Raw genomic sequence first — 20,359 nt, 5'->3', positions numbered from 1 at the left:
GAGGACAAGGACCCGGAGGTGGTCCACCCGCCCGACCCATTGATTGTGGCCCGCGGCCGCGAGGCCGTCGGAGACTGAGCCCGCCCGCATCGCACCCCGGCGGGATTTCCTGTCGGTGAGATGCTTCATGCCGGCCACCCCGTGCGCGTGACAGCGCGGCCGTCGCGCGTGTTCAAGGTGGGCCGCAAGGTCGTGGACGATTGTTCCGCGGAGAGCTGCCGCGGCCGTCGATCTTCCGGCAACACCTGCTCGGGACACCTGGACGGCGGTGTAGAGCCATCGCGGGCGCTGGTCACGGGCAATGCGGAGGCACGACCACGTGCATCCACCAGCCACCCGCTGGATGCCTGACGCTCATCTTCCCCGGGCATGCTGGATGCGTTGTTGGCGCCAACCGGTGGGAGGCATGCCATGACTGAGAGCGATGCACATGCCGGGGTGCGCGGCGTCCAAGACCTCGAGCCGGTGCGCCCACGAGACCGCGTGGAGGCCTGGGACCGTGGCCGGGCACCGGTGACCTCCAGCCCCGCATGTGCCGCACGGCGTCCGCGGCCCGCACCGGAGCCACCAACGGTGTCGGCGCTGGAGAAGCAGCCGACAACCTTCGGCAGCGGTACGCCCACGACGATCCCGTCAGCCCCGCCGGACCTTCACCCTGGTCGCCGCCCCCGTCTCCTGCCTCTTGAGGTGACCCGATGAGCGCTGAATCCGTCCTGACCGCCGCCGAGATCAAACTGCTCAAGGCCAAACGCACCTACGCCAAGAAGCTGCTCGGGCTCCTCATGGACCATCTGCACCACCACCACCCACAGGCTGTGCGCCTGACCGTCTACGCCGATCAGCTCACCCACGAATACTTCATCGGCGAGCTACTGGATCCCGACGGCCACGCGATCGGACTCGATCCTGACAGCGTCGTGGTCGCCCCCGCGCAGGCACACGGTCCCTTCGGGGTACAGATCGGCGTGGGTCCCCACAGTGTGGCCGAACTGTTCCGCCGGGCCCTGAGCACCTACGAGGGACCGTTGGAGAAGCTCTTGCGCACCGAACGCTGCACCGGGGAGCACTACCTGGACCTGAGCCGGACGCACTGACCCTCACTGAGGGCTCTGCCAGGTGGTGCACCCCCGTCCTCGACTGCCGCGGCGCCGGAAGAACCTTCTTCTGGACGTCACGACGTCTGCTCGACATGTCCCGCAGACGTCGGTCCGGGGAACATCGGGTGAGGTGCTGGGGGCCCCGTCCGCGGCCTCCTACTCTGGGAGAGCACCCCGCGCCGGGCAGCACCTCAGGAGAGGAACACGCACTGTGAGTACCTCAGAAGCGGAAGAGCACCGAGAAGTGATCACCCAGTGGGCGGCGTCCTTCAACGCCCACGACGCCGTGGGCGTGGCCGCCCTCTACGGGGAGGACACCTGTGTCGTCCACCCCGCCTACCGGCAGCCGCTACGGGGGCGCAAACCCGTCCAGGACGACGCCCGGGCCTTCATGATCGCGCTGCCCGATGTGAGCGGGGAGTTGAGCCGCGTCGTCGTCGGCCAGGACTGTGCAGCGGCGCAGGTGACGATCTCCGGGGTGCACGCCGGGCCGCTGGTCCTGGCCACCGGGACGCGTCCGCCCACCGGGCGCCGGTTGCGGTTCACGGTGGCGTTGTTCTGCCGGTTCGGGCCCGAGGGCGAGATCGTGGAGGAACACCGCTACTACGACGTGGACGACATCCGGCGCCAGCTCGGCGACGGAGAGCATCGACGATGAACGCACCTCCGGAGCCGGACCCGTGCGTCAGGCGTCCGGGAGTGGGTCGCCGCCCGCACCGACCACGGCCGGCCGTGGTGGCCCGAGCAGCCGGTGGAGCGGAAGGGCGCCTCCACTGGAGCTACTCGATCGCGTTGGCCGAGCAGATCACCCCGCGGATCCCACGTCGTCGTCCAAGAACGGCACGAACTCGGCCCACGCCCCGCGCCACGGGCGGCTGATCGCCGGGCACGGGGCGCCCCACTTCTCCTTCACCGCCGCCAAGGCGGCCTCGGCGGCAGCCGCGGTCGGGGCGGTGAGAGCAGGTTTCAGACCCCGGGCGAGCTCGTCCCAGTGCTTCGGCGAGGCGAGCAGGGTGATCGGCGTGACGGATGTGAGGAACCCCACCACGGGAGCCGCCGCACGGGCCCCAGAACGGTCAAAGCCGGCCGGCGTCGAAACCTAGAATCGACATCGTGCCCCTGGATCTGGAACTCATCCTGCTCAGCACTGCCCTGCTGCTGGCAGCGGCCCTGTGGCCGGCCCTGACCAAGGCCGTCCGCCGCAAGCGGCCGACCACGACCGGCGGACGGATCCGGGCCCCGTACACCACGGTGCTCGGCTTCTTCGGGCCCGTCGCGCTGACCACGGCCGCAATGGCCCTGATGGTGACCGCCCGCTTCCTCTGAGCCGCCGCTGTTCCCCGGGGTGGGGTGCCACCACTGCGCGCTGGGCGTGTTGCCGGCCTTGGCCGGACTGGAACTCGGGCATCTGCCCCGCACCTGCTGGCCCGTCTTCGGGCTCCGCCGGCCATCCCCCCCAAGATGACCGCCCACGTCAGGATCGCCCCGGTGATCAACGCCCCGGTGGCCAAGCTCTCGGCGAGACCATTGCTGATCGGAGCTGATCCGGTCCGGGCAGCAATGGCTTTGTGGCTGCCGTTCATCAGCAGGATGTGGCAGATCTACCCGGTGGTCTTCGTGCTGCGGGCGGCCTCAGCGACTGGTGGGAGAGGATGGGTCTCGTGAGCACCGCACCTGAGACTCGCGCACCGGCCTCTGCGGCACCGTCCTGGGTGCACCCGGTCACCTTGAACCCGGACCTGCTGGAGTCGGCCGCGGTCACGCCGCGGATGCCGGCCGAACCCACCCACGACCAAGCCGCGCACACCTCCGGTCCCGACACGGGCGACGCGGCCCCCGAGTCACCGAGGCTCACACCACAGCGTTCACCGCACTGCGATCAGTACAGGGAGGACAGATGACGGATCCGCTCACCGGGCGTGTTCTGGTGGTCGACGACGAGGTCGATCTGGCGCAACTGGTCGCAGGCTATGTGCGCAAGGCCGGGTTGGAGGTCGCGGTGCGCCACGACGGTACCGAAGCGGTGGCCGCGGTGCGGGACTTCGCCCCGGACGTGCTGGTGCTGGACCTGGGGCTGCCCGGGATCGATGGGATCGAGGTGTGCCGTCAGGTGCGGACCTTCTCCGACTGCCACGTACTGATGCTCACCGCCCGCGACGACGAGATCGACAAGATCGTGGGCCTGTCGGTGGGAGCCGACGACTACGTGACGAAACCGTTCAGCCCGCGCGAGCTCGTGGCCCGGGTCCAGGCCATGCTGCGCCGGGCCCGCGTCCGCCCCGCACCCACTTCAGCACCGGCAAGGCAGGGGCTGGTGATCGGGGACCTGGTGGTGGACCAGGCCGCCCGTGAGGTTCACCTGGCCGGGGTCGCGGTGGTGCTGACGCGCATCGAGTTCGATCTGCTGGCCGCCCTGGCGGCCCACCCGCACCTGGTGCTCTCGCGCCGGCAGCTGGTGGAGATGGTCTGGGACACCGCCTGGACCGGGGACGCGCACCTGGTGGATGTGCACATCGGGCGGATCCGCAAGAAGCTCGGCGACGAGGCCGCCAGCCCGAGGTTCATCCACACCATCCGCGGGGTCGGCTACCGGATGGGCACCGGGCGATGAACACCACTGCTCCGGCCCGGAACCGGTCCTGGAGTCCGTTGACCATGCGGTTGATGTTGGCGCAGACCGCGGTGCTGCTGATCGGCTTGATCATCGTGGTGATCACCGCCGTGCTGGTCGGGCCGTCCATGTTCTACCACGAGCTCATCGAGGCCGGTCACGCTGATGAGGCCGACGGGCTGAGCCACCTGGAGGACGCCTTCCGCTCGGTGAGTCTCACGGCCTTGGCCATCGGCGGGCTGCCGGCCCTCTACGCTGCCGGGCTGCTCAGCTCTTATCTCTACCGCACCGTCGGACGCTCCCTGGCCTCCTTCACCACCGCCGCCGAAGAAGTGGCCGCGGGCAACTTCGACGTACGCGTCACCTCCACGGGACTGGGCCCGGAGTTCGACTCCCTGGCCGGCTCCTTCAACGAAATGGCCGCCAAGCTCAGCGCGGTGGACGCCACCCGACGCCAGATGCTGGCCGACCTGGCGCACGAGATGCGCACCCCGCTGGCCAGCCTCAAAGGCCACCTGGAGGGTATCGAGGACGGGGTCGTACCCCTGGACGAGCGGACCACCGGAATCCTCTCCGCCCAGATCACCCGCCTGGAACGCCTGGCGCGGGACATCCGCCAGCTCACCGCCGCCGAAGAAGGCATGACCCGGCTGCAGCTCACCCCCCAGGACCCCCAGCACCTGGCGGCCCAGGCGGTTGCCGCCATCGAGACCGACGCCCTCAGCAAGGGCGTGTCGATCACCTCGCTGAGCACCGGCACGAAGATCACCTCGGTGCCGCTGGATCTGGAGCGGATGGGCCAAGTGCTGAGCAACCTGCTGGAGAACGCGTTGCGTCACACCCCGCCCGGGGGCACCATCACCCTGCACACCGACTACACCCCAGAGGCGGTCGCCTACACCGTCACCGATTCCGGGGAAGGCATCAGTGCCGAGCACCTCCCGCACGTCTTCGAACGCTTCTACCGCGCCCCCACCGGCCGAGAGGCCCACCGCGGCGGCTCGGGGCTGGGACTGGCGATCAGCAAGGCCCTCGTCGAGGCCCACGGCGGAACATTGGAGGCCACCAGTGACGGCCCCGGCCGCGGCGCCAGCTTCCGGATCCACCTGCCCCGTCATCGACTCACCGACTGAGCCCGTCAGAAGGCTGATGACATCCGGGCCAAGGATCCGGGGAACGAGGAGAAGCCGAGGCTGCCACCAGCATTGTGGAGGCCTGGAAGCGGGCACGGCCCCTGAACGGCGGTCGGGTGCAGTGGCGCCTACCGGTCCGGGGTCCCGGGGGTCCCGTTGAGGGCGAGCCGGCGAGCGCCCTTCACGCTGCGCCCGATCACCCGCTCCAACGGCCCCTGGCCCAGGGCCCGCTGCCAGGCCACCGCGAACAGTGCCGCGACCACCAACTGGACGACGTACCACAGGTAGGGCTCGTCGTAGTGGACCTCGAAGGACAGGGCCATCAGGTGGGCGGTGTACAGGCTCAAGGTCATCGCGCCCATCGCCGCCAGCGGCAGCAACCAGGCCTCGACCGTGCGGGCGATCAGCAGGAGCGCCCCGAGCACCGCCAGGCCCACGCCCAGGCTGGCCGCGATCGCCAGCGGGGTGTTGGTGTGCGGGGTGGCGATCGCCAGCCACCACACCGACTCGGAGAGCAGCGAGTCCGGGCCCCAGATCAGGGCCTCGGCCAGCTCCTCCTGCCCCAGCGAGGAGGCATCCAAGAGCCGCTGGTACCCGCCGAGGGCGTAGAGCAGGAAGTAGGAGGTGACCCGGGCGAAGATCGCCACCCCGATGCCGACGACCAGCAGCCGGACCTGGAACTCGCACTTGCGCAGGTTCAGCCGGCCCAATCCCATCCCCACCAGCAGATAGGTCATGTACGGCAAGGCCGGATAAGAGCCGGTCAGCAGCAGTTGGGAGATCGTCCCTGCCGGCTCACTCACCACGTCGGCGAACGTGGGGTTGGACGAACTCCAGTCGGGGAGCACGCCTGTCAGGCCCTGCATCAGGAGCGGCCCCATGAGCCAGAAGACCGCCGCGCAGCCGAAGAGCACCTTCGGGCCCGCGTGCAGGAACGGAACAGCCAGCAGGAAGAAGACCCCGTAGTAGATCAAGATGTTGTCCGCCGGGGCGTCTGCGGGCATCAGCGCCCCGATCAACAGCCCCACGATCGCGATCAGCACCGCCCGCACGGCCAGTCCGATCCGGTCGGCGGTCATCGTCGCGCCTTCGTGCGGGTGACGCCCACCGGAGGTCAGCGCCAGCCCGACCCCGGCCAGCAGGGCGAACAGCGCCGCTGAATCCCCCGAGAAGATCAGGTACGACCAGGTCGGTTCGTCGGTCGCATCGTCGGAACCGGGCAGGATGTGCACCGATATCAGCCCGATCAGTGCCAGCCCACGGGCCGAGTCGATGCCGACCAGCCGGCGCGCCGGCCGCACGACGGCGTCGTCCGGTCCCTCTGGATCGGTCTTCCCCGCCCGTGGCATGGCGCTCATGACTCCCCCTGATCGAGCCGGCCCTCTCAGGGGCCGGTCCTGTGTGCGGCAGGTGCGGCCGCGTTCGTGGCCCCGGGACATCCGGGGCCGATCTACTTCCAGGGTGTCGGTCACCTCTGGCGGCGACCTCTCGGGGTCCTCAAGATTCCGTCACAATCCCGACGGGGTTGCGCAGCCGGTGAGTCCTCACCGACCCTCGGCCCACAGGTCCTCGGAGTCCCCGGGAACCCTGGCGGACATCACGCTGGCCGCAGAAGACTCTTCTGGGCTACCAGGGTTTGCCGCGTGCGGGCTGACTCCGACCCCAGCATCGGCGGGCACGGCTGGTGAGGGCCGGTCCCCACTGGTGCTCACTTCCGGTGGAGCCGGCAGAGCCGGTGCAGTACGGTGCGGCGGGTGGCTTTCACGCTGGTGCTGAGAACCCGCTCCAGCGGACCCTGGCCGAGTGCTCGTTGCCAGCCGACGGCGAACCAGGCCGCCGTCCCCAGATGGATGATGAACCAGGCGTGGGGCAGGTCGTAGTGGACCTCGGAGGACAACGCCACCAGGTGGGCGGTGTACAAGGTCAGGGTCATCGCCCCCATGGCCGACAGCGGCAGCAACCAAGCCCCGAACTCCTTGGAGACCAGCAGGAAGAGCCCCAGCACCAGCACTGCCACGCCCAGGTCGGCAGCGATCGCCAACACGGGATGGGTGTGCGGAGCAGTGCTCACCAGCCACCCAGCGGTGTCGGTGGGCAGCGACTCCGGCCTCCACACCAGCACCTCCCCCACCTGGCCCTCGCTCATCCCCCCGGTCCTCAGCAACCGGTCATATCCGCCGAAGGCGTAGAGCACGAAGCAGGAGATGGTGTGGGCGCAGATCACCAGTCCCGCTCCCACCCCCAGCAGGCGGACCTGGATCCTCGTGTCGCGCAGGTGCACCCGCCCCAGACCCAGCCCGACCAGCAGATAGGTCATGTACCGCAGGGCCGGGTAAGTGCCGGTCAGCAACAGCCGGGAGATCGTTCCCGCAGGCTCGTCCACCACGTCGGCGAACGTCGGGTTGGAGGAGCTGTATGCGGGGAGGACATCCATCATGACCTGCACCAGCAGCGGACCCACGATCCAGCAGACCGCCGCGCAGACGAACAACGCCGTCGCGGACAGGTGCAGGAACGGGATCGCCAGCACGAGGAACGCCCCGTAGTAGATCAAGATGTTGTCCGCCGGGGCATCCTCGGGCATCAGCGCCCCGATCCCCAGACCCACCACGGCGATCAGCACCGCCCGCACGGCCACCCCCACCCGATCGGCGGCCAGCCACCTGCCGGTGTGCGGGAACCGCCCCCCGGAACTCAGCGCCAGCCCCACCCCGGCCAGCAGGGCGAACAGCGCGGCCGCATTCCCCGAGAGGAGCAGATACGGCCAGGTCGGTACCTGGGTCCGGTCGTCACCGTCGGGCAGGATCTGCGCCCACATCAGCCCGATCAGCGCCAAGCCGCGGGCCGCGTCGATGCCCGCCCACCAGCTCGAGGACCTGCGGGCACCGCTCGTGGCGCCCGCCAGAGCGGACCCTTCCGTCCTGGACGTCCAACTCATGACTCCCCCGACCTCCCAGGCCCGCCCCGACACCCCCAAGGTCCAGACCCGAGCCGTGCTCGAGGTCCCACCCAGGGACCATCCTGCGCTCAAGGTCTCTGCTGCACCTTGCGGGCCGGTTGAGCGATCCTCAAGATTCCATCAACTCCCGAGAGCCGGTCGACGACGGACGAACACCGAGCAGATGTGGCGGGGCGCTCTCTCGTCATGGACGCAACCCCACTCCCACGAGGAGCCCGGTTGCTTCCCTACGCGCGGGAACAGTCGACGACATGACCACGGCTCTCGGCGGCACGCTCGAGGAACCCGCAGGACCGCACAGGAACCTTGACCGCGGCACCGCAAAGCAGCGGTGTCGACTCGGCCGCTGACCGTGCCATGTGTGAAAGTTCCCTTGCGGGCCTCCTGCCGATCCTCACCGGGAACATCTGCCGCATCCGTCTCGCCTGCTCTGCGGGTACGCCGGTTCAGAGGTCGCCGTCCGTGCACCAGGTCCACGGCGGCGTATCCGAAGTGCAACAGCTCCGGGCCGACGGCGACGCAGGGCCTCGGGAGAGGTGCCTCTTTCCCCGACGGCGCTGAACAGTCATCATCGTCAGAGGACTGAGTCGCCAAGATCGGAGGAACACCCGCCATGTCACGGGCCCGCGTCCACAGCTTCTCCATCTCGCTCGACGGCTTCGGCACCGGTGAGGGTCTGAGCCAGGACGCCCCCTTCGGCCACGCCGGACAGAGGTTGCACGAATGGATGATCGCCACCCGGTGGTGGGAACCCGGCGGCAGCAGTGGCGTGGACGACGCTTTCGCCCAGCAGCACGGTGTGGACATCGGCGCCGAGATCATGGGAGCAGGGAAGTTCGGCTATCCCGGATGGCACGAGGACCCCGGGTGGAAGGGTTGGTGGGGTCCCAACCCACCGTTCCACACACCCGTCTTCGTCCTGACCCACCGACCGCGCCCATCGATCGAGATGGAGGGCGACACCACGTTCCACTTCATCGACGCCTCACCTGCGGAGGCGCTCGAGACGGCGCGCCAGGCCGCGGAGGGCCAGGATGTGCGCATCGGCGGAGGCCCCACCATGGTCCGCGACTTCCTCGCGGCCGGGCTCATCGATCACCTGCACCTGGTGGTGGTCCCGATCCTGCTGGGCCGTGGCGTGCGCCTCTGGGAAGGACTCGAGGGTCTGGAAGAGGACTACCAGGTCGAGGCCACCTCCTCACCCACTGGAGTGACCCACCTGACCTTCACGAGAACGAGCTCCTGAACCGCCTCGGACGGAAGTCCGGCAGCTGCCGCTCCCCCATGGTCCCGGTTGGACGATGCGCCGTCCACGACCACCTCAACGGCATCCGCGCAGATGCCCCGCATGGGCCACTCCCGGATCCACCGGTACAAGGTGGCCCTCGACATCCCCATGTCCTCGGCGCCGCCCACCAAGCTCATTGCCGGCGGTCCTCCGCTCGGCCGTCGAGTCGGTGCTCCCCTCGCGCTGGACCTCCAGCTCCATCTGGGCCGGGTTCACCCGGGAGGTGGCGATCGCGGTGGTGGAGCCGGTGATGGAAGCCTGGTCGGGATAGACCTCGAAGTGGATGTGCGGCCACCGGCCGGTGTAGCAGGCCGGGAAGTTGCTGGTGAAACGCGCTTTCCCGTCGTCGTCGGCGATCTGCACCCCGCGCAGATAATTCCGGTCGGTGACCCCCTCGGAGTACATCGAGTACCGGCCCTCCCGGTCGCAGTGCCACACATAGACGGCCACCCCCGCGAACGGCACCCCGCCGTTGGCCAGGTCAGCGATGGTCAGCTCCAGCGTCATGGGCATGCCCTCGACGGTCCCGCTGGAGTCCCCGAAACTGGAACGGAAATCGTTGCGCACGATCCCGCTCTGCTCGAGCACATCCGGGCCGTTGGAACCGTCCCCGAGGTAGGGCCCGGCCGTCTCGTCCGGGATCTCCTCGTTCACCACAGCCGTGGCCGACGGCGAGGACAAGGCCGACGCGGTGGCCGAGGGCGAGGCGGAAGAACTCGAGCCGGAGGTAGCGCCGGTGGTCGCTCCACACGCGGCGAGGCCGACCGTAGCGGCGCCCATGCCGAAGAGACCCAGCCCCCGCCGCCGGCTCACCAGCGTGCCAATGTCAAAGCCCAGCCCCTGATCCACCACCTCTTCCTCCGGGCGGGGCTGGCAGCGCCCTTGGTAGGTAAGCATCGTCTCGTGCTGGGGGTGCGGATCCATCGGTTCTCCATCAGTAGGGGGGTGACTGCTGAGAACGGTAAGCAAACAAGCTACGCCGGTGCTGAGCCAGGCCTTGTCGCAGGCCTTCCGGATTTCGGGTGTTCCCGAAGCCCTGTCACCGTGCAGACCCAGGACTACACCGCCACGACGGGGCCCAGACCGCGCGACGACAGGCACAAGTCGGCACCACCTACCGCGACACCACGGTGGCAAAGCCAATCAGTGGGACAGTGACCCGCCGGTCGAGGACCAGGACCGTGCCGGTGTCCTCGTACGAAACCTGCATCCCGTCGTCGGTGTGCCACATCAGTCCGCGATCGACACCGTGGAGCCGGAACCGCCTCGGGCAGCAGAACGCCACAGGCGCGCCCTCTCCACACGGCCCCATGAGTGGGACCGCCCGCGGACGTGTGCCATGAATATCCCCTACTGCAACAACTACGGCGCGATCGGGTGGTTGTCAGTCATGCATGACGGAACGGTGCTGAAACCAGAGGCGCACCTCGTAGATCGTTGAGGCGATCAGGACTGCGATGAGCGCCAGCAACCATCCGAAGGCGAGCCAGCCGATCAACGGTGGGTCGTAGAGACCGATGATGTCGATCGGTGGCTCGACAGCCCAGGGCCCGAAGTGGATGACGGTCAGGAAGATCGCCCCACCGCCGGAGAGGAAGACCCAGGTCCCGGGACCGATGACCCCCGCGCGGGAGAGCGCCAGTCCGGTCAGGATCAGCGGGTAGATGATCAGGCTGAAGGTGAACGCGTTCACCTGCGCCGTGAGCGGCCAGCCGACGTGGTTGCCGCGGATGATGTGATCGAGGTGATGACCCACAGCGAGCATCAGTGCGATGAAGATCAGTGCGTAGAGCCGTCGATTATGCATGTCACTCCCGCCTGATGGGGTGGCCCGTGATCCGATCACCCTGACATATCGCAGTGGGGAACGTGGTCGGCACACTAGCGTCCCTGCACGGATCTGACCGGGGGCGTCCAGCTTTGGGAACCGCTCGGTTCCGGTCGGACGCTGGTCAGGGCGTCCGAGCACTGCGTGACCGAGGTTGAGGTGTTCGCGGCGCCCTCCGGTCGCTCGCCGACCGAAGGTGTGCTACAGCATGGATCGTCGAGGACCCGGTCGTGGTCCAGCGTGGTCATTCTCCGGTCGAGGCGGCGCCTCGATCCCGAGCGGTGCGGAGGTTGAGTTTGTGGGAGTAGGCGATGGAGCCGTAGCGGAACAGGTGCACCGCGACCCGCAGCTTCAGGATCCCGGCGATGCAGCTTTTCGTACTGTGACGAGGATGTCGTGCTTACAGGTTGAGCGTGCCGCTGGCGGGAACCGCCCCGATCGGACCGATCAGTCACCACGCTCAAGTACGCAGGGCCGCTTTTCCACGTACGCGGAGGACACGATGAGGACCGCCTCCACCTCCGCCGCACCGAAGACCTCGTCGATCGCGCACGCCGCCTGCCCGCCGTGCGATCAGGCGAAGGCGTCGGCGCGGGCAGGGTCGTGGCGGAAGACGACGCCGAGGTCGGCCATGTGGCTCGGGGCGTGTACGGCATCGATGGACCCGGCGCCGAGGAGGGCGAATCGTGGCATGCCCCCGGCCCTCAGGAGACCATGATGTCGAGCAGGTTCCGCATGGTCGTCGCGACCTTCAGGAAGTCGTGCTCGTTGGCCTTGTCGCTGAACATCTCCGACACCCACCAGCCGTCGTAGCCGGTCGACTTGATCGCGTCGATCCACTGTTGCAGCGGGATCGCGCCGCCGCCGATGACGACGTTGCGGTGCACACTCTGATCGGCGACGTCGTTCGCGCGGTCGAGGTCGAGTCCGTCGGAGATGTGCACGGCCTTGATGAGCTCCTTCGGAGTCGCGGCGACCTCCTCGAGCGTGTCGCCGGTGGTCCAGTAGTGCCAGGTGTCCAGGGCGATGCCGACGTTGTCACGACGGGCGCGTTCGATGATCTCGAGCGAATGGCGGTGCCGGTTGAGGTTCGACCAGGCGAGCGGCTCGAGGTAGAGGTCGAGGCCGTGGCCTGCCGCGATGTCGGCGGCCTCCCGCACGTTGGACGCGGCGGCATCCAGCGCCTCGTCCTCGGTCAGTCCGAGCGTCCCGCGGTAGCGGAGATCCGCGGCGGCGAGCTTCCCGGCCTTGAAGTCCTTGACGACGTTCCAGTCGACGGGTCCGGTGCACAGCTGCAGGATCGGAGCGCCCAGCACCTCGGCGATGCCCGCCATCCGCGTCACTTCGGCCAGGAAGTCGGCGCGGCCGTCGCCCTGGCGCTCGAGGTCGAGCACCGCGCCGAGCCCGGTGACCTCGAGATCCTCGAGGAGCGGCAGCAGCGACTCGACGGAGTACCCCGCGTCGAGGTAGCGGTACAGCTTCGGGCTCTGCAGCTCGATGCCGCCGTACCCTGCGGCCTTCGCCACGGCGATGTCGTTCACGACGTTGCCGTAGAACGTCGTGGTGACGTTCATCGAGAGCTTGGTCATGGTATGACTCCTTCGGGTCGACAACTTTGTCCTGACAATAGGACTGTGAGAATTAGAGTGCACTGAACGGTCAACGTCAAGCCGGGTATTTGCGCTGCTCGGCTGGCGATCGACGCAAGGAAGGTCTCCGAGACAGGCACGGGCTCGTACCGCCGGATCGGTGAGCAGCTGGATGTGCATCCCGGGGCGCTGCGCACCGGGGTCAAGCAGGCCGAGACCCACGAGGGGATCCGCTCCGGACGCATCACCGATGACCGGGACCGCAGCAGCGAGCTCGAACGCGAAGCGCGCATTGCAGGCCGACCATGGTCATCCCAGTCGCCGGTACAAGCAGCTCGCGCTCCGCCTTCACGCGAAGGACGCTTCCGCCACACCAGTCGCACCGGAGTGCCGGATGCGCGCACGCTCGTGGAGACGGTGCTCCCGGCGCCCGTGGACAGCCGCGACCACCCCGCAGCCGGGGCGCTCCACCGGGCCGGGGGCCGTCTCGATCGTCGGCGTCGTCGCCACCGGGCTGTGCTCGACGGAGAGCACGCGGACGTCGGGCCGGTCGAACAGCGCGCACGCGGGAGCCCTATCGGGCATTGAGGACGTCGAACGCCGGGCGACACCATGCCGCTGTGCGTTCGGCCCGCGCTGTGGCGGACGCTCTGCACTGCCGGGGTCGGCTGCTCTGAGCCGGGACGGTGACCAGCCCTGAACTCCTGCGGTGATGACAGGTCCGGCTCGGGGCATCCGGTGCACCGCACGAGCAGGACGCCGTGCATCCACCGCTCACCGATCCGGTGGTCCGCCCAGCCCTCAGTTATAGGTGGCCAGGTGGTTGAGCATGCTCTCGTCCACGCAGATGCCCAGGCCGGCCGTGGACGGAGCGCTGCCGCGTCCGTTCACCGATCGGGGCTCGTAACCGCCGATGTGCTCCTGGGTCCAGTCATTCATGAACGACACATTGAACAGACTCTGCGGCGCGGTGCTCGCGGCGAGGTGACTGACCGCGGCGGTGGTCAGGTCCCCTCCCCAGGTGTCCTCCAAGGTCACCTTCAATCCCAGTGACTGCGCCACATCACGCAGCAGTGCAGCCCGGGTGAGTCCCCCGGCCCTGCTCAACTTGATGTTGACGGCCATGGCCCCGGCCTCGTACTTGGCGCGATACAGGTCATCGACGGTGACCACGCACTCGTCGAGGACGAGGGGCAACCGCATGCTCCGGGACACGATGATGTTGTCCTCCATCGAACGACAGGGCTGCTCGATGTAGACCGGCAGGCCCTCCATCGCCCGCACCGCCACGAGCGCTTCCCCGATGTCCCAGCCCCCGTTGGCGTCGGCGAGGAGCCGTACGGACCCGCCCAGGGCTTCGACCACGCTGCGCACCCGGGCGGCGTCCTCGAGAGGGTCGTTGCCCACCTTGAGCTGGAAGGTCTTGATCCCCGCCTCGCAGCGTTCGCGCACAGACGCCACCATGCGCTCCGGGGTGTCCAGGGAGACGGCCTCATAGAGCGGGAAGTCAGCGTTGAGCACGCCCCCCAGCAGGGCGACCACCGGCTGGCCGGTGATCTGCCCCAACAGGTCCCAGCAGGCGATGTCCACCACGCTCTTGGCGGCCTCCTGGCCCAGGAGGAGATCGTCCATGACCCGGCGGACGGAGGAGATGTTCGTGGGGTCGAGACCGATCAGGGACGGGACCAGCTCCCGAAGAGCAGCTCGCACACCGTCGGCGAAGGTCGGGAGATAGGTCCCGCCCAACGGCACGACCTCACCCCACCCCTGGGCACCGGTGTCCGTGGTGAGACGCACCACAGTGGAGGACTGCGTCCTCGCCCCACGCCCCCCGGACATGACGTACTCCCCATGGGCGTAGTTCAGCTCGTAGGAATACAGGTCCACGCGGGTAACGGGCATGACTCTCCTGACTCGAATTGAGGGGGTAATGCATTACATCCCTGAAGATGGTTTCAGTATGTCCTCCGGGGAGGTCACCGGGCACAGATGACGGTGGGGAATGAGGCACGCGTGGGCGGCTGTCCCCACGGTGATGCCCCGCGCGGTCCGCACGGGGTCGGATACTGGAACCGTCATCGCGACGCCGCCGAGGTGCCTGCCGTGACGGAACCGGCGTGCAACTCGGCCCTATGACCTGCAGGGAAGACGAAGCCGGTTCGAGCTCTGCTGTCCACGGGCCACCTTCAACCGCTTGGTCGTCATTCCTCCCCCGATCCGTGTCGTGGCGGCGTTCAGCGCAGCACGAAGCCGGGAACGAGCGGGTCTCGAGGGTCCGCCTCGAAACGGTGTTCACCGGTTCGGTAGGCCATTCCTTCGACCTGAGGGATCACCGCGGGACTCCCTCCGACTTCCAGGCGGTCCACGACGCGTGCGGTGAAACGGGAACCCACGATCGAGTCATGGACGAGGACCCCACCTTCGGGCAGTTCTCCCTTGGCGGTCAGAGTGGCGACCCGGGTCGCAGTTCCGGAGCCGCAGGGAGAGCGGTCCACCTGGCCGTCGGCGAAGATGGTCACGTTGCGCTGGTGGACCTGACCTTCCTCCTCGGCCGGGAGCCGTTCGTAGACGATCGTGCCGTAGACGCCGCTCAGCCGAGGGTCGATCGGATGCTGGGCGTGGGCGCTGTCGTTGAGAGCCCACTTGATCTCGCGTCCGATGGCGATGAGTTCGGTGATGTTCTCAGGGGTGACCGTCAGACCCAGGGAAGCCGCATCGACCTGGGCGTAGATGGCTCCGCCGAAGCCGATGTCCACCGTCACCTCGCCCCGGGAGGTGGACAGGGGCACGTCCTCGGCCAGGACATAGCTGGCAACGTTGATGAAATCGACCGAGGTGGGGCGGTCGTTCTCGGTGTGCACCCGCGCAGTGACCCGGCCGGAGGGCACATCGATGGTCACGTCGGTGGTTCCCGAGACATCCGGTGCCACCAGACCGTTCTGGAGAGCCCACACGCCCAGGGCAATGGTGCCGTGACCGCACGCGGTGGAGAACCCGTCCTTGTGCCAGAACAGCACCCCGAAGGCGGCGTGCTCGTCGTCGGGAGGCGTGATGAAGCCCCCGTACATGTCGGCGTGACCGCGGGGTTCCAGGCACAGGACCTGCCGCAGACCGTCGATGCCGTCATCGGTCATCGCGTGCACTCGTCGTTCAGCGACCGACTCGCCGGTCAGCTCGAAGGGGATGGTCTCGACGATGCGGAACGGCTCACCGGCCGTGTGGTAGTCCGCGGTCCGGATGGGGGTGTTCATGGTGTTCCTCTCGTGACTGTGTGTTCTGGACTCTTGCCTGCTCTGCTGCCTGCTCTGCCGCGCGGGCACCGAGGGGTAGATCAGGAGAGGCGCCGATCCTACTCCTAGAGGTCTATCAGTTGACGAACGCGCTGTTCTGCAGAGACCAGGACGTTCTGTCCGAACCGTCCTGGCATCATGGTCATCATCGGAGCCCGCACAGGAACCCGCACTGCGAAGCAGTCCGCGGGAGACCCAGCCGAGGCCGGGGGCACGACGGGGATCATGTCGACGAGCATCCCGGGGTCGAGTCAGAGGCCGGTGAAGGCGGTGAAGAAGCGGAAGAACACCGATGCGGCCACCGCGACGTAGGCGATGGCCACCAGCGTCCAGGCCCACTCGGTGGCGAAACGCACCAGCCCGGCCGGGGCGGGGATGACGCCGTGGACCAGATTGCGCACGGTGAGCAGGACGGACAGCGGGATCTTCGCCGCCCAGACGATCATGCAGTACAGGCACAGGATGCAGATCGCGAACAAGGCCTGGGACCACAGTCAGATGCGGCGGCTTCCACGGCCACGGCGGCGGCCAGGAGGGCCCGGACGATGGGCTTGGCCGTGGGGGAGTTCCGCCGGCCGCTGGTGGGGGAGGTGGTGCTCACGAGCTGTCCGTTCTGTGCTCGGGCACGTGGTGTGGGTCCATGGGCCGGCGCGGACGGCAGAAGACGCCCGCGCCGGTCAGATGCGGAGAGAGGGGTCAGTGGGCGCAGCAGGAGCAGCCGGCCCCGCACCCGTCGGCGCAACCGTCGCCGTCCTCGTTCAGCAGGACGGCCACCGGCGAGCAGCAGGCATCTCCGCGCCAGGCTTCCAAGCCTTCCTTGAGCGCGACGGCGGCGATGACCAGGGCGGCGATCGGGTCGGCCCAGGACCAGCCCAGGGTGCTGTTCAGGAGAAGCCCCACGAGCAAGACGCCGGAGAGGTAGGTGCACAGCAGGGTCTGCTTGGAATCGGCCACCGCCGAGGCCGAACCCAGTTCTCGCCCGGTGCGGCGTTCGAACCAGGACAGGAAGGGCATGATCACCAGGCTCACCGCCGCCAGCACGATCCCCACCAGGGAGTGCTCCGGCTCGGCGGCCCCGAGCAGGGCGCGGATCGCGTCGACGGTGACGAAGGCGGCCAGCCCGAAAAAGGAGAACGCGATCATCCGCATCGCGATCTTCTCCCGGTGGTGGGGGTCGGGAGCGGCGAACTGCCAGGCCACCGCCGCCGCCGAGAGGACCTCCACGATCGAGTCCAGGCCGAAGCCGATCAGGGCGGAAGAGGAGGCGATGGTGCCGGCGGTCAGGGCGATGATCGCCTCCAGCACGTTGTAGGTGATCGTGGCGGCCACGATCCAGCGCACCCTCCGGTGCAGGATCGCCCGCCGAGCGGCGGTGATGGGCTCGGGGCCCAGGGTGAGGGAGGTCATGCGCAGGTGCATCCTTCCGGGGAGCAGCAGGTCGGGTCCACCGTGACCACCAGCTCCAGCAGATCGCCCAGAGCAGCTCCCAGGCGGGGGTCGGCCAGGGAGTACCAGATGCTGCGCCCCTCGGCCGTTGAGGCCACCAGCCCGCACCCGCGCAGGCAGGCCAGCTGGTTGGAGATCACCTGCTTGGACACCCCCATGGTCTGGGCCAGCTCCGAAGGCCGGGCCGGGGCCTCCCGCAGGGACAGCAGGATCCGGGTGCGGGTCCCGTCGGAGAGGGCGTGGCCCAGCCGGGAGAGCGCCGAGGCGTGGGAGAGGGTCACCGTGTTCACACCATTTACAGTACACGAAACTGTGTACCGTGAGGGGCATGGCCCCGGAGCGCATGCAGGCGCACAAGACCTATAGCAAATGCATGAACTCCCGTTGATCGCTGACCGCTAACCGGCCATATGCAAGGCGGTCCTTTGGCATAGTGAACGCTATGACTCTGCTCGACCGCCCTCTGACCTACACGGAGGTCGGCGCCACCGCCGGGCAGTTGCCCGACGGATACAACCATCTGAGGGTCCACCGGGTCATCGGCCACGGTGAGTCGACGTTCCGCCGCGCCGCGGAACGCCTGATGAGCTGGCAGATGCACCGAGCAGCCGGCCTGACCGTCGCGGCCACCACACCCCGCATCGAGCAGGACAGCCGTGTTCACCTGCGCCTGGGATGGCACCTGCTGCGGATCTCCTTCGGATGCCAAGTTGTCTACGTCGTGGAGGAAGAACGCCAGCGCGGCTTCGCCTACGGAACCCTGCAGGGCCACCCGGAGCAGGGCGAGGAGAGGTTCTGCGTCGAATGGCGGGAGGACGACGCCGTCGTGTTCACCATCACCGCCTTCTCCCGGCCGGGCACGTGGTGGTCCCGCGTCCTTGCGCCGATCAGCCACCGATTGCAGCAGCGATACACCCACCGATATCTCCACGCTCTGCAGCGCCCTTTCGAGCGCCGGCGAGCGTGCGCCACAGGAACCCATCCGGGCGCCCCCTGCGAAGAGATGACTCCCCGGGCCGCCAACAGTAGTCCTCGGACCTCAGATCGCCGCTGAGCACAGAGACTGCCTACCTCGAGCCGCTGAGGAGACGACTGCGGGCCGCCGACCCTGGTGGGTCGACGGCCCGCAGCGCGTGGAAAATCAGGTCACCGGTCGAACCGGGCGCCCTCCGGCTTGGACGGCAACACCATGAACACCAGCACCACGAGACCACCCACGTAGGGGATCAAGCTCAGCAGGTAGAACCAGCCGGAGAAGTTGGCATCGTGCAAGCGCCGAACGGCGATCCCAACGGAGGGCACGATGTGGCTGAGCACGTAGATCACGAGCAGACCCGCCACGAGCATCCCTAGGCCGCTGAGGTTCCCATTGGCGTCGGAACCGGCGGCCATGAGCACGCTCAGCACCAGGGCGATTGCACCCTGGTAGAGGGCCACCCACCAGTACTCGGAGCGGCTGGCCCGGCCGGAGAACTGGGCGTACTTGGCATAGAAGCGCTTGACCGCCTCACCGAAACCGACCGGCACCCCGGGTTGGGAGCCTCGGTGCTGGAGGTTCTGCTGGTGGTAGCCATAGGCGCCGGCCTGCGGCTGACCGTACCCCTGCTGGTACCCGTACCCCTGTTGCGGCTGGCCATTGCCGGACTGGGGCTGACCCTGCCAGTGCCCCGGCTGGCCGTTGCGGTAGGCCGGCGGCTGATCCAGACCCTGCTGGGCCCGACCTTCGGGGTGCGGATAATTCGGGTCCTGACGGCTCATCGCGGCTCTCCTGGATGGAATCAATGTCTGGCCGCATCGTATGTGCAAATGCACATTACGGGTGGTCCCCACTTCGGCGGCGACTGGTCGCGCCCCGGATCGCCGACGCACCCGTGGAGGCCATGAGCACCCCGACCGACACCACGACGGCCGCGGGCGACGGCGTGCTGCGCGCCTTCGACCTGTCCCACCTGAACCCATCTCGCCAGCCCTTTCAGTAACCTCGAGTGCACCATTCGGGTGTGTAGGACAAAGTCTGACCGGTTGCGGTGTTCACGATCGTTATCAGCATGGGAACATGCTCCATGGACTGCTTGAAGGACTGCGGGACCTGCACGTACTTCACCGACACTGCCAGCGTCAGTGAAGTGGCCATCCCGGTGGTCGGAGCGATCTACGTGCTGCTATGGGCCGCGATGCTGGGGTGGTACCGGCGCAAGGACGAAACTTGGTACAAGGCTGGCACCCCGCGGTGGCTGGTCGCCTGCGCGATGCTGACTCTCCCGGCCGCTGGGTTAGCTTCTGTCCTCTTCGTTGCTTGGGCGTTCATGCCCGGCAATCTGTGGTGACAGTTAGCGGGGACCATCCAGAACACCAACCTGCACTGCAACGTCCCAGGTCGCGCATGTCGTTGGGCGGTGTGCTCTAAAGTGACCACGCCGTTACCAGACCACCTGTCATTATCTAAAGCACACGAACCGGTAAGGTGGGCCCACGAGCTCACGGGGATCCATGACGAACGGCGTGTCATTGGGGTGGCACTAGTGCCGAGGGGTTGAAGTACCTCAGCATTTGACGGGGTGGGATCATGGGTTATGGCGAATCATCCTGCGGCCCCGCTGCTGTTGCGCCAGGGCGACCGGGAGACGCTGCAGAGGCTCGGGCGCTCCACTTCGGTGCCCGCGGGGCTGGCGCAGCGGGCGCGGATCGTGCTGCTGGCCGCCGAGGGCATCTCGAACACCGAGATCGCGCAGAAGGTGGGTACGACTCGCAACACCGTGATCGCCTGGCGGGCCCGCTACGGGCAGGCCGGCATCGCCGGACTGGTCGACCACGACCGGTCGGGCCGTCCGCGGCGGATCGACCACCGCGCGATCGTGGCCGCCACGCTGAGACCGCCACCGAAGAAGCTCGGGGTCACGCACTGGTCCTCACGCCTGCTGGCGGGACGGCTGGGCATCGATCACACCACGGTGGCCAAGGCCTGGCGGGAGTACGGTGTGGCCCCGTGGCGGGAGGGGACCTTCAAGTTCTCCACCGACCCGGAACTGGTGGCGAAGGTCCTCGACGTGGTCGGGCTCTACCTGGCCCCGCCTTCAGAACGCGATCGTGCTGTGCGTGGACGAGAAGTCCCAGATCC

General features: G+C 68.1%; 20 protein-coding genes and 2 pseudogenes. 9 read left to right on the top strand and 13 right to left on the bottom strand.

What is annotated here, in order from left to right:
- Nucleotides 1–695 precede the first annotated feature (695 nt).
- Together ACFYE1_RS16540 and ACFYE1_RS16535 are read left to right on the top strand one after the other, a co-directional pair.
- The gene (locus tag ACFYE1_RS16540) at nt 696–1,094 is read left to right on the top strand and encodes a hypothetical protein (protein ID WP_387745352.1); all 399 of its coding nucleotides are present in this window, start codon (nt 696–698) and stop codon (nt 1,092–1,094) included.
- Nucleotides 1,095–1,308: 214 nt separating this feature from the next.
- On the top strand, nt 1,309–1,755 hold the full coding sequence (locus ACFYE1_RS16535; RefSeq protein WP_387745349.1) for an ester cyclase: 447 nt from the start codon (nt 1,309–1,311) through the stop codon (nt 1,753–1,755).
- Nucleotides 1,756–1,879: 124 nt separating this feature from the next.
- On the opposite strand, the pseudogene ACFYE1_RS16530 reads toward ACFYE1_RS16535, so the two are convergent.
- Nucleotides 1,880–2,103: pseudogene (locus ACFYE1_RS16530) on the bottom strand (transposase); the annotation flags it as partial.
- A gap of 107 nt (nt 2,104–2,210) precedes the next feature.
- Here ACFYE1_RS16530 and ACFYE1_RS16525 point away from each other — a divergent pair.
- The 3 genes from ACFYE1_RS16525 (at nt 2,211) to ACFYE1_RS16515 (ending at nt 4,841) form a co-directional block, all read left to right on the top strand.
- Nucleotides 2,211–2,423 carry a hypothetical protein gene (locus tag ACFYE1_RS16525; protein ID WP_387745343.1) on the top strand — a complete coding sequence of 71 codons (213 nt, stop codon included), beginning with the start codon at nt 2,211–2,213 and terminating at the stop codon, nt 2,421–2,423.
- 571 nt (nt 2,424–2,994) lie between these two features.
- The gene (locus ACFYE1_RS16520; RefSeq protein WP_387745340.1) at nt 2,995–3,708 is read left to right on the top strand and encodes a response regulator; all 714 of its coding nucleotides are present in this window, start codon (nt 2,995–2,997) and stop codon (nt 3,706–3,708) included.
- 44 nt (nt 3,709–3,752) lie between these two features.
- On the top strand, nt 3,753–4,841 hold the full coding sequence (locus ACFYE1_RS16515; protein WP_387745337.1) for a sensor histidine kinase: 1,089 nt from the start codon (nt 3,753–3,755) through the stop codon (nt 4,839–4,841).
- 128 nt (nt 4,842–4,969) lie between these two features.
- On the opposite strand, the gene ACFYE1_RS16510 is transcribed toward ACFYE1_RS16515, so the two are convergent.
- Complete coding sequence (locus tag ACFYE1_RS16510) at nt 4,970–6,199, bottom strand: heparan-alpha-glucosaminide N-acetyltransferase domain-containing protein (protein ID WP_387745334.1); 1,230 nt, start codon at nt 6,197–6,199, stop codon at nt 4,970–4,972.
- Between the two features lie 350 nt (nt 6,200–6,549).
- Nucleotides 6,550–7,779 (bottom strand): heparan-alpha-glucosaminide N-acetyltransferase domain-containing protein, encoded by a 1,230-nt coding sequence (locus ACFYE1_RS16505; protein ID WP_387745331.1) that lies wholly within the window; start codon nt 7,777–7,779, stop codon nt 6,550–6,552.
- A 634-nt stretch (nt 7,780–8,413) separates the two neighbouring features.
- On the opposite strand from ACFYE1_RS16505, the gene ACFYE1_RS16500 reads away from it, so the two are divergent.
- Nucleotides 8,414–9,046 carry a dihydrofolate reductase family protein gene (locus ACFYE1_RS16500; RefSeq protein ID WP_387745328.1) on the top strand — a complete coding sequence of 211 codons (633 nt, stop codon included), beginning with the start codon at nt 8,414–8,416 and terminating at the stop codon, nt 9,044–9,046.
- 75 nt (nt 9,047–9,121) lie between these two features.
- Here the strand turns inward: ACFYE1_RS16500 and ACFYE1_RS16495 are convergent, their stop codons facing one another.
- The 9 genes and pseudogenes from ACFYE1_RS16495 to ACFYE1_RS16455 all read right to left on the bottom strand — a co-directional run bounded on the left by ACFYE1_RS16495 (nt 9,122) and on the right by ACFYE1_RS16455 (nt 17,531).
- Nucleotides 9,122–10,012 (bottom strand): dioxygenase family protein, encoded by an 891-nt coding sequence (locus tag ACFYE1_RS16495; RefSeq protein ID WP_387745325.1) that lies wholly within the window; start codon nt 10,010–10,012, stop codon nt 9,122–9,124.
- 460 nt (nt 10,013–10,472) lie between these two features.
- Nucleotides 10,473–10,895, bottom strand: a complete 423-nt coding sequence (locus ACFYE1_RS16490; protein WP_387745322.1) for a hypothetical protein — start codon at nt 10,893–10,895, stop codon at nt 10,473–10,475.
- A gap of 725 nt (nt 10,896–11,620) precedes the next feature.
- Entirely contained in the window at nt 11,621–12,505 is an 885-nt protein-coding gene (locus tag ACFYE1_RS16485; RefSeq protein ID WP_387745319.1) for a sugar phosphate isomerase/epimerase family protein, read from the bottom strand.
- A 348-nt stretch (nt 12,506–12,853) separates the two neighbouring features.
- Nucleotides 12,854–13,090 carry a hypothetical protein gene (locus tag ACFYE1_RS16480; protein WP_387745316.1) on the bottom strand — a complete coding sequence of 79 codons (237 nt, stop codon included), beginning with the start codon at nt 13,088–13,090 and terminating at the stop codon, nt 12,854–12,856.
- 216 nt (nt 13,091–13,306) lie between these two features.
- Complete coding sequence (locus ACFYE1_RS16475; protein ID WP_387745313.1) at nt 13,307–14,407, bottom strand: mandelate racemase/muconate lactonizing enzyme family protein; 1,101 nt, start codon at nt 14,405–14,407, stop codon at nt 13,307–13,309.
- Nucleotides 14,408–14,739: 332 nt separating this feature from the next.
- Nucleotides 14,740–15,756 carry a proline racemase family protein gene (locus tag ACFYE1_RS16470; RefSeq protein WP_387745310.1) on the bottom strand — a complete coding sequence of 339 codons (1,017 nt, stop codon included), beginning with the start codon at nt 15,754–15,756 and terminating at the stop codon, nt 14,740–14,742.
- A gap of 290 nt (nt 15,757–16,046) precedes the next feature.
- A pseudogene (locus tag ACFYE1_RS16465) lies at nt 16,047–16,289 on the bottom strand (vitamin K epoxide reductase family protein); the annotation flags it as partial.
- A gap of 202 nt (nt 16,290–16,491) precedes the next feature.
- On the bottom strand, nt 16,492–17,202 hold the full coding sequence (locus ACFYE1_RS16460) for a cation transporter (protein WP_387745307.1): 711 nt from the start codon (nt 17,200–17,202) through the stop codon (nt 16,492–16,494).
- The gene (locus ACFYE1_RS16455) at nt 17,199–17,531 is read right to left on the bottom strand and encodes an ArsR/SmtB family transcription factor (protein ID WP_387745304.1); all 333 of its coding nucleotides are present in this window, start codon (nt 17,529–17,531) and stop codon (nt 17,199–17,201) included. The genes ACFYE1_RS16460 and ACFYE1_RS16455 overlap by 4 nt, the downstream gene beginning before the upstream one ends.
- Before the next feature lie 152 nt (nt 17,532–17,683).
- On the opposite strand from ACFYE1_RS16455, the gene ACFYE1_RS16450 reads away from it, so the two are divergent.
- A complete protein-coding gene (locus ACFYE1_RS16450) occupies nt 17,684–18,295 on the top strand; it encodes a DUF1990 family protein (protein WP_387745300.1) in 612 nt (203 codons plus the stop codon).
- 92 nt (nt 18,296–18,387) lie between these two features.
- On the opposite strand, the gene ACFYE1_RS16445 is transcribed toward ACFYE1_RS16450, so the two are convergent.
- Entirely contained in the window at nt 18,388–18,999 is a 612-nt protein-coding gene (locus tag ACFYE1_RS16445) for a DUF805 domain-containing protein (protein ID WP_387745297.1), read from the bottom strand.
- Between the two features lie 269 nt (nt 19,000–19,268).
- Here ACFYE1_RS16445 and ACFYE1_RS16440 point away from each other — a divergent pair, with 269 nt between their 5' ends.
- Nucleotides 19,269–19,568, top strand: coding sequence for a hypothetical protein (locus ACFYE1_RS16440; RefSeq protein ID WP_387745294.1), 300 nt, complete (start codon nt 19,269–19,271; stop codon nt 19,566–19,568).
- A 246-nt stretch (nt 19,569–19,814) separates the two neighbouring features.
- Nucleotides 19,815–20,359 (top strand): helix-turn-helix domain-containing protein (locus ACFYE1_RS16435; protein WP_387745291.1); only part of this gene is annotated, 545 nt, incomplete at its 3' end.

The sequence above is a fragment of the Kocuria nitroreducens genome (genome assembly GCF_042879195.1).
Classification (GTDB): Bacteria; Actinomycetota; Actinomycetes; order Actinomycetales; family Micrococcaceae; genus Kocuria; species Kocuria nitroreducens.
The sequence above is the reverse complement of the archived record's forward strand: the minus strand, read 5'-3'. Positions and strand labels throughout refer to the sequence as shown.

Bases quoted from the DNA above. Each gene is read 5' to 3' on its own strand.
- ACFYE1_RS16520 (WP_387745340.1), top strand. From the start codon at position 2,995: ATGACGGATCCGCTCACCGGGCGTGTTCTGGTGGTCGACGACGAGGTC.
- ACFYE1_RS16490 (WP_387745322.1), bottom strand. From the start codon at position 10,895: ATGCATAATCGACGGCTCTACGCACTGATCTTCATCGCACTGATGCTC.
- ACFYE1_RS16480 (WP_387745316.1), bottom strand. From the start codon at position 13,090: ATGCCCGATAGGGCTCCCGCGTGCGCGCTGTTCGACCGGCCCGACGTC.
- ACFYE1_RS16460 (WP_387745307.1), bottom strand. From the start codon at position 17,202: ATGACCTCCCTCACCCTGGGCCCCGAGCCCATCACCGCCGCTCGGCGG.
- ACFYE1_RS16540 (WP_387745352.1), top strand. From the start codon at position 696: ATGAGCGCTGAATCCGTCCTGACCGCCGCCGAGATCAAACTGCTCAAG.
- ACFYE1_RS16485 (WP_387745319.1), bottom strand. From the start codon at position 12,505: ATGACCAAGCTCTCGATGAACGTCACCACGACGTTCTACGGCAACGTC.
- ACFYE1_RS16495 (WP_387745325.1), bottom strand. From the start codon at position 10,012: ATGGATCCGCACCCCCAGCACGAGACGATGCTTACCTACCAAGGGCGC.
- ACFYE1_RS16510 (WP_387745334.1), bottom strand. From the start codon at position 6,199: ATGAGCGCCATGCCACGGGCGGGGAAGACCGATCCAGAGGGACCGGAC.
- ACFYE1_RS16470 (WP_387745310.1), bottom strand. From the start codon at position 15,756: ATGAACACCCCCATCCGGACCGCGGACTACCACACGGCCGGTGAGCCG.
- ACFYE1_RS16500 (WP_387745328.1), top strand. From the start codon at position 8,414: ATGTCACGGGCCCGCGTCCACAGCTTCTCCATCTCGCTCGACGGCTTC.
- ACFYE1_RS16515 (WP_387745337.1), top strand. From the start codon at position 3,753: ATGCGGTTGATGTTGGCGCAGACCGCGGTGCTGCTGATCGGCTTGATC.
- ACFYE1_RS16475 (WP_387745313.1), bottom strand. From the start codon at position 14,407: ATGCCCGTTACCCGCGTGGACCTGTATTCCTACGAGCTGAACTACGCC.
- ACFYE1_RS16450 (WP_387745300.1), top strand. From the start codon at position 17,684: ATGACTCTGCTCGACCGCCCTCTGACCTACACGGAGGTCGGCGCCACC.
- ACFYE1_RS16505 (WP_387745331.1), bottom strand. From the start codon at position 7,779: ATGAGTTGGACGTCCAGGACGGAAGGGTCCGCTCTGGCGGGCGCCACG.
- ACFYE1_RS16445 (WP_387745297.1), bottom strand. From the start codon at position 18,999: ATGAGCCGTCAGGACCCGAATTATCCGCACCCCGAAGGTCGGGCCCAG.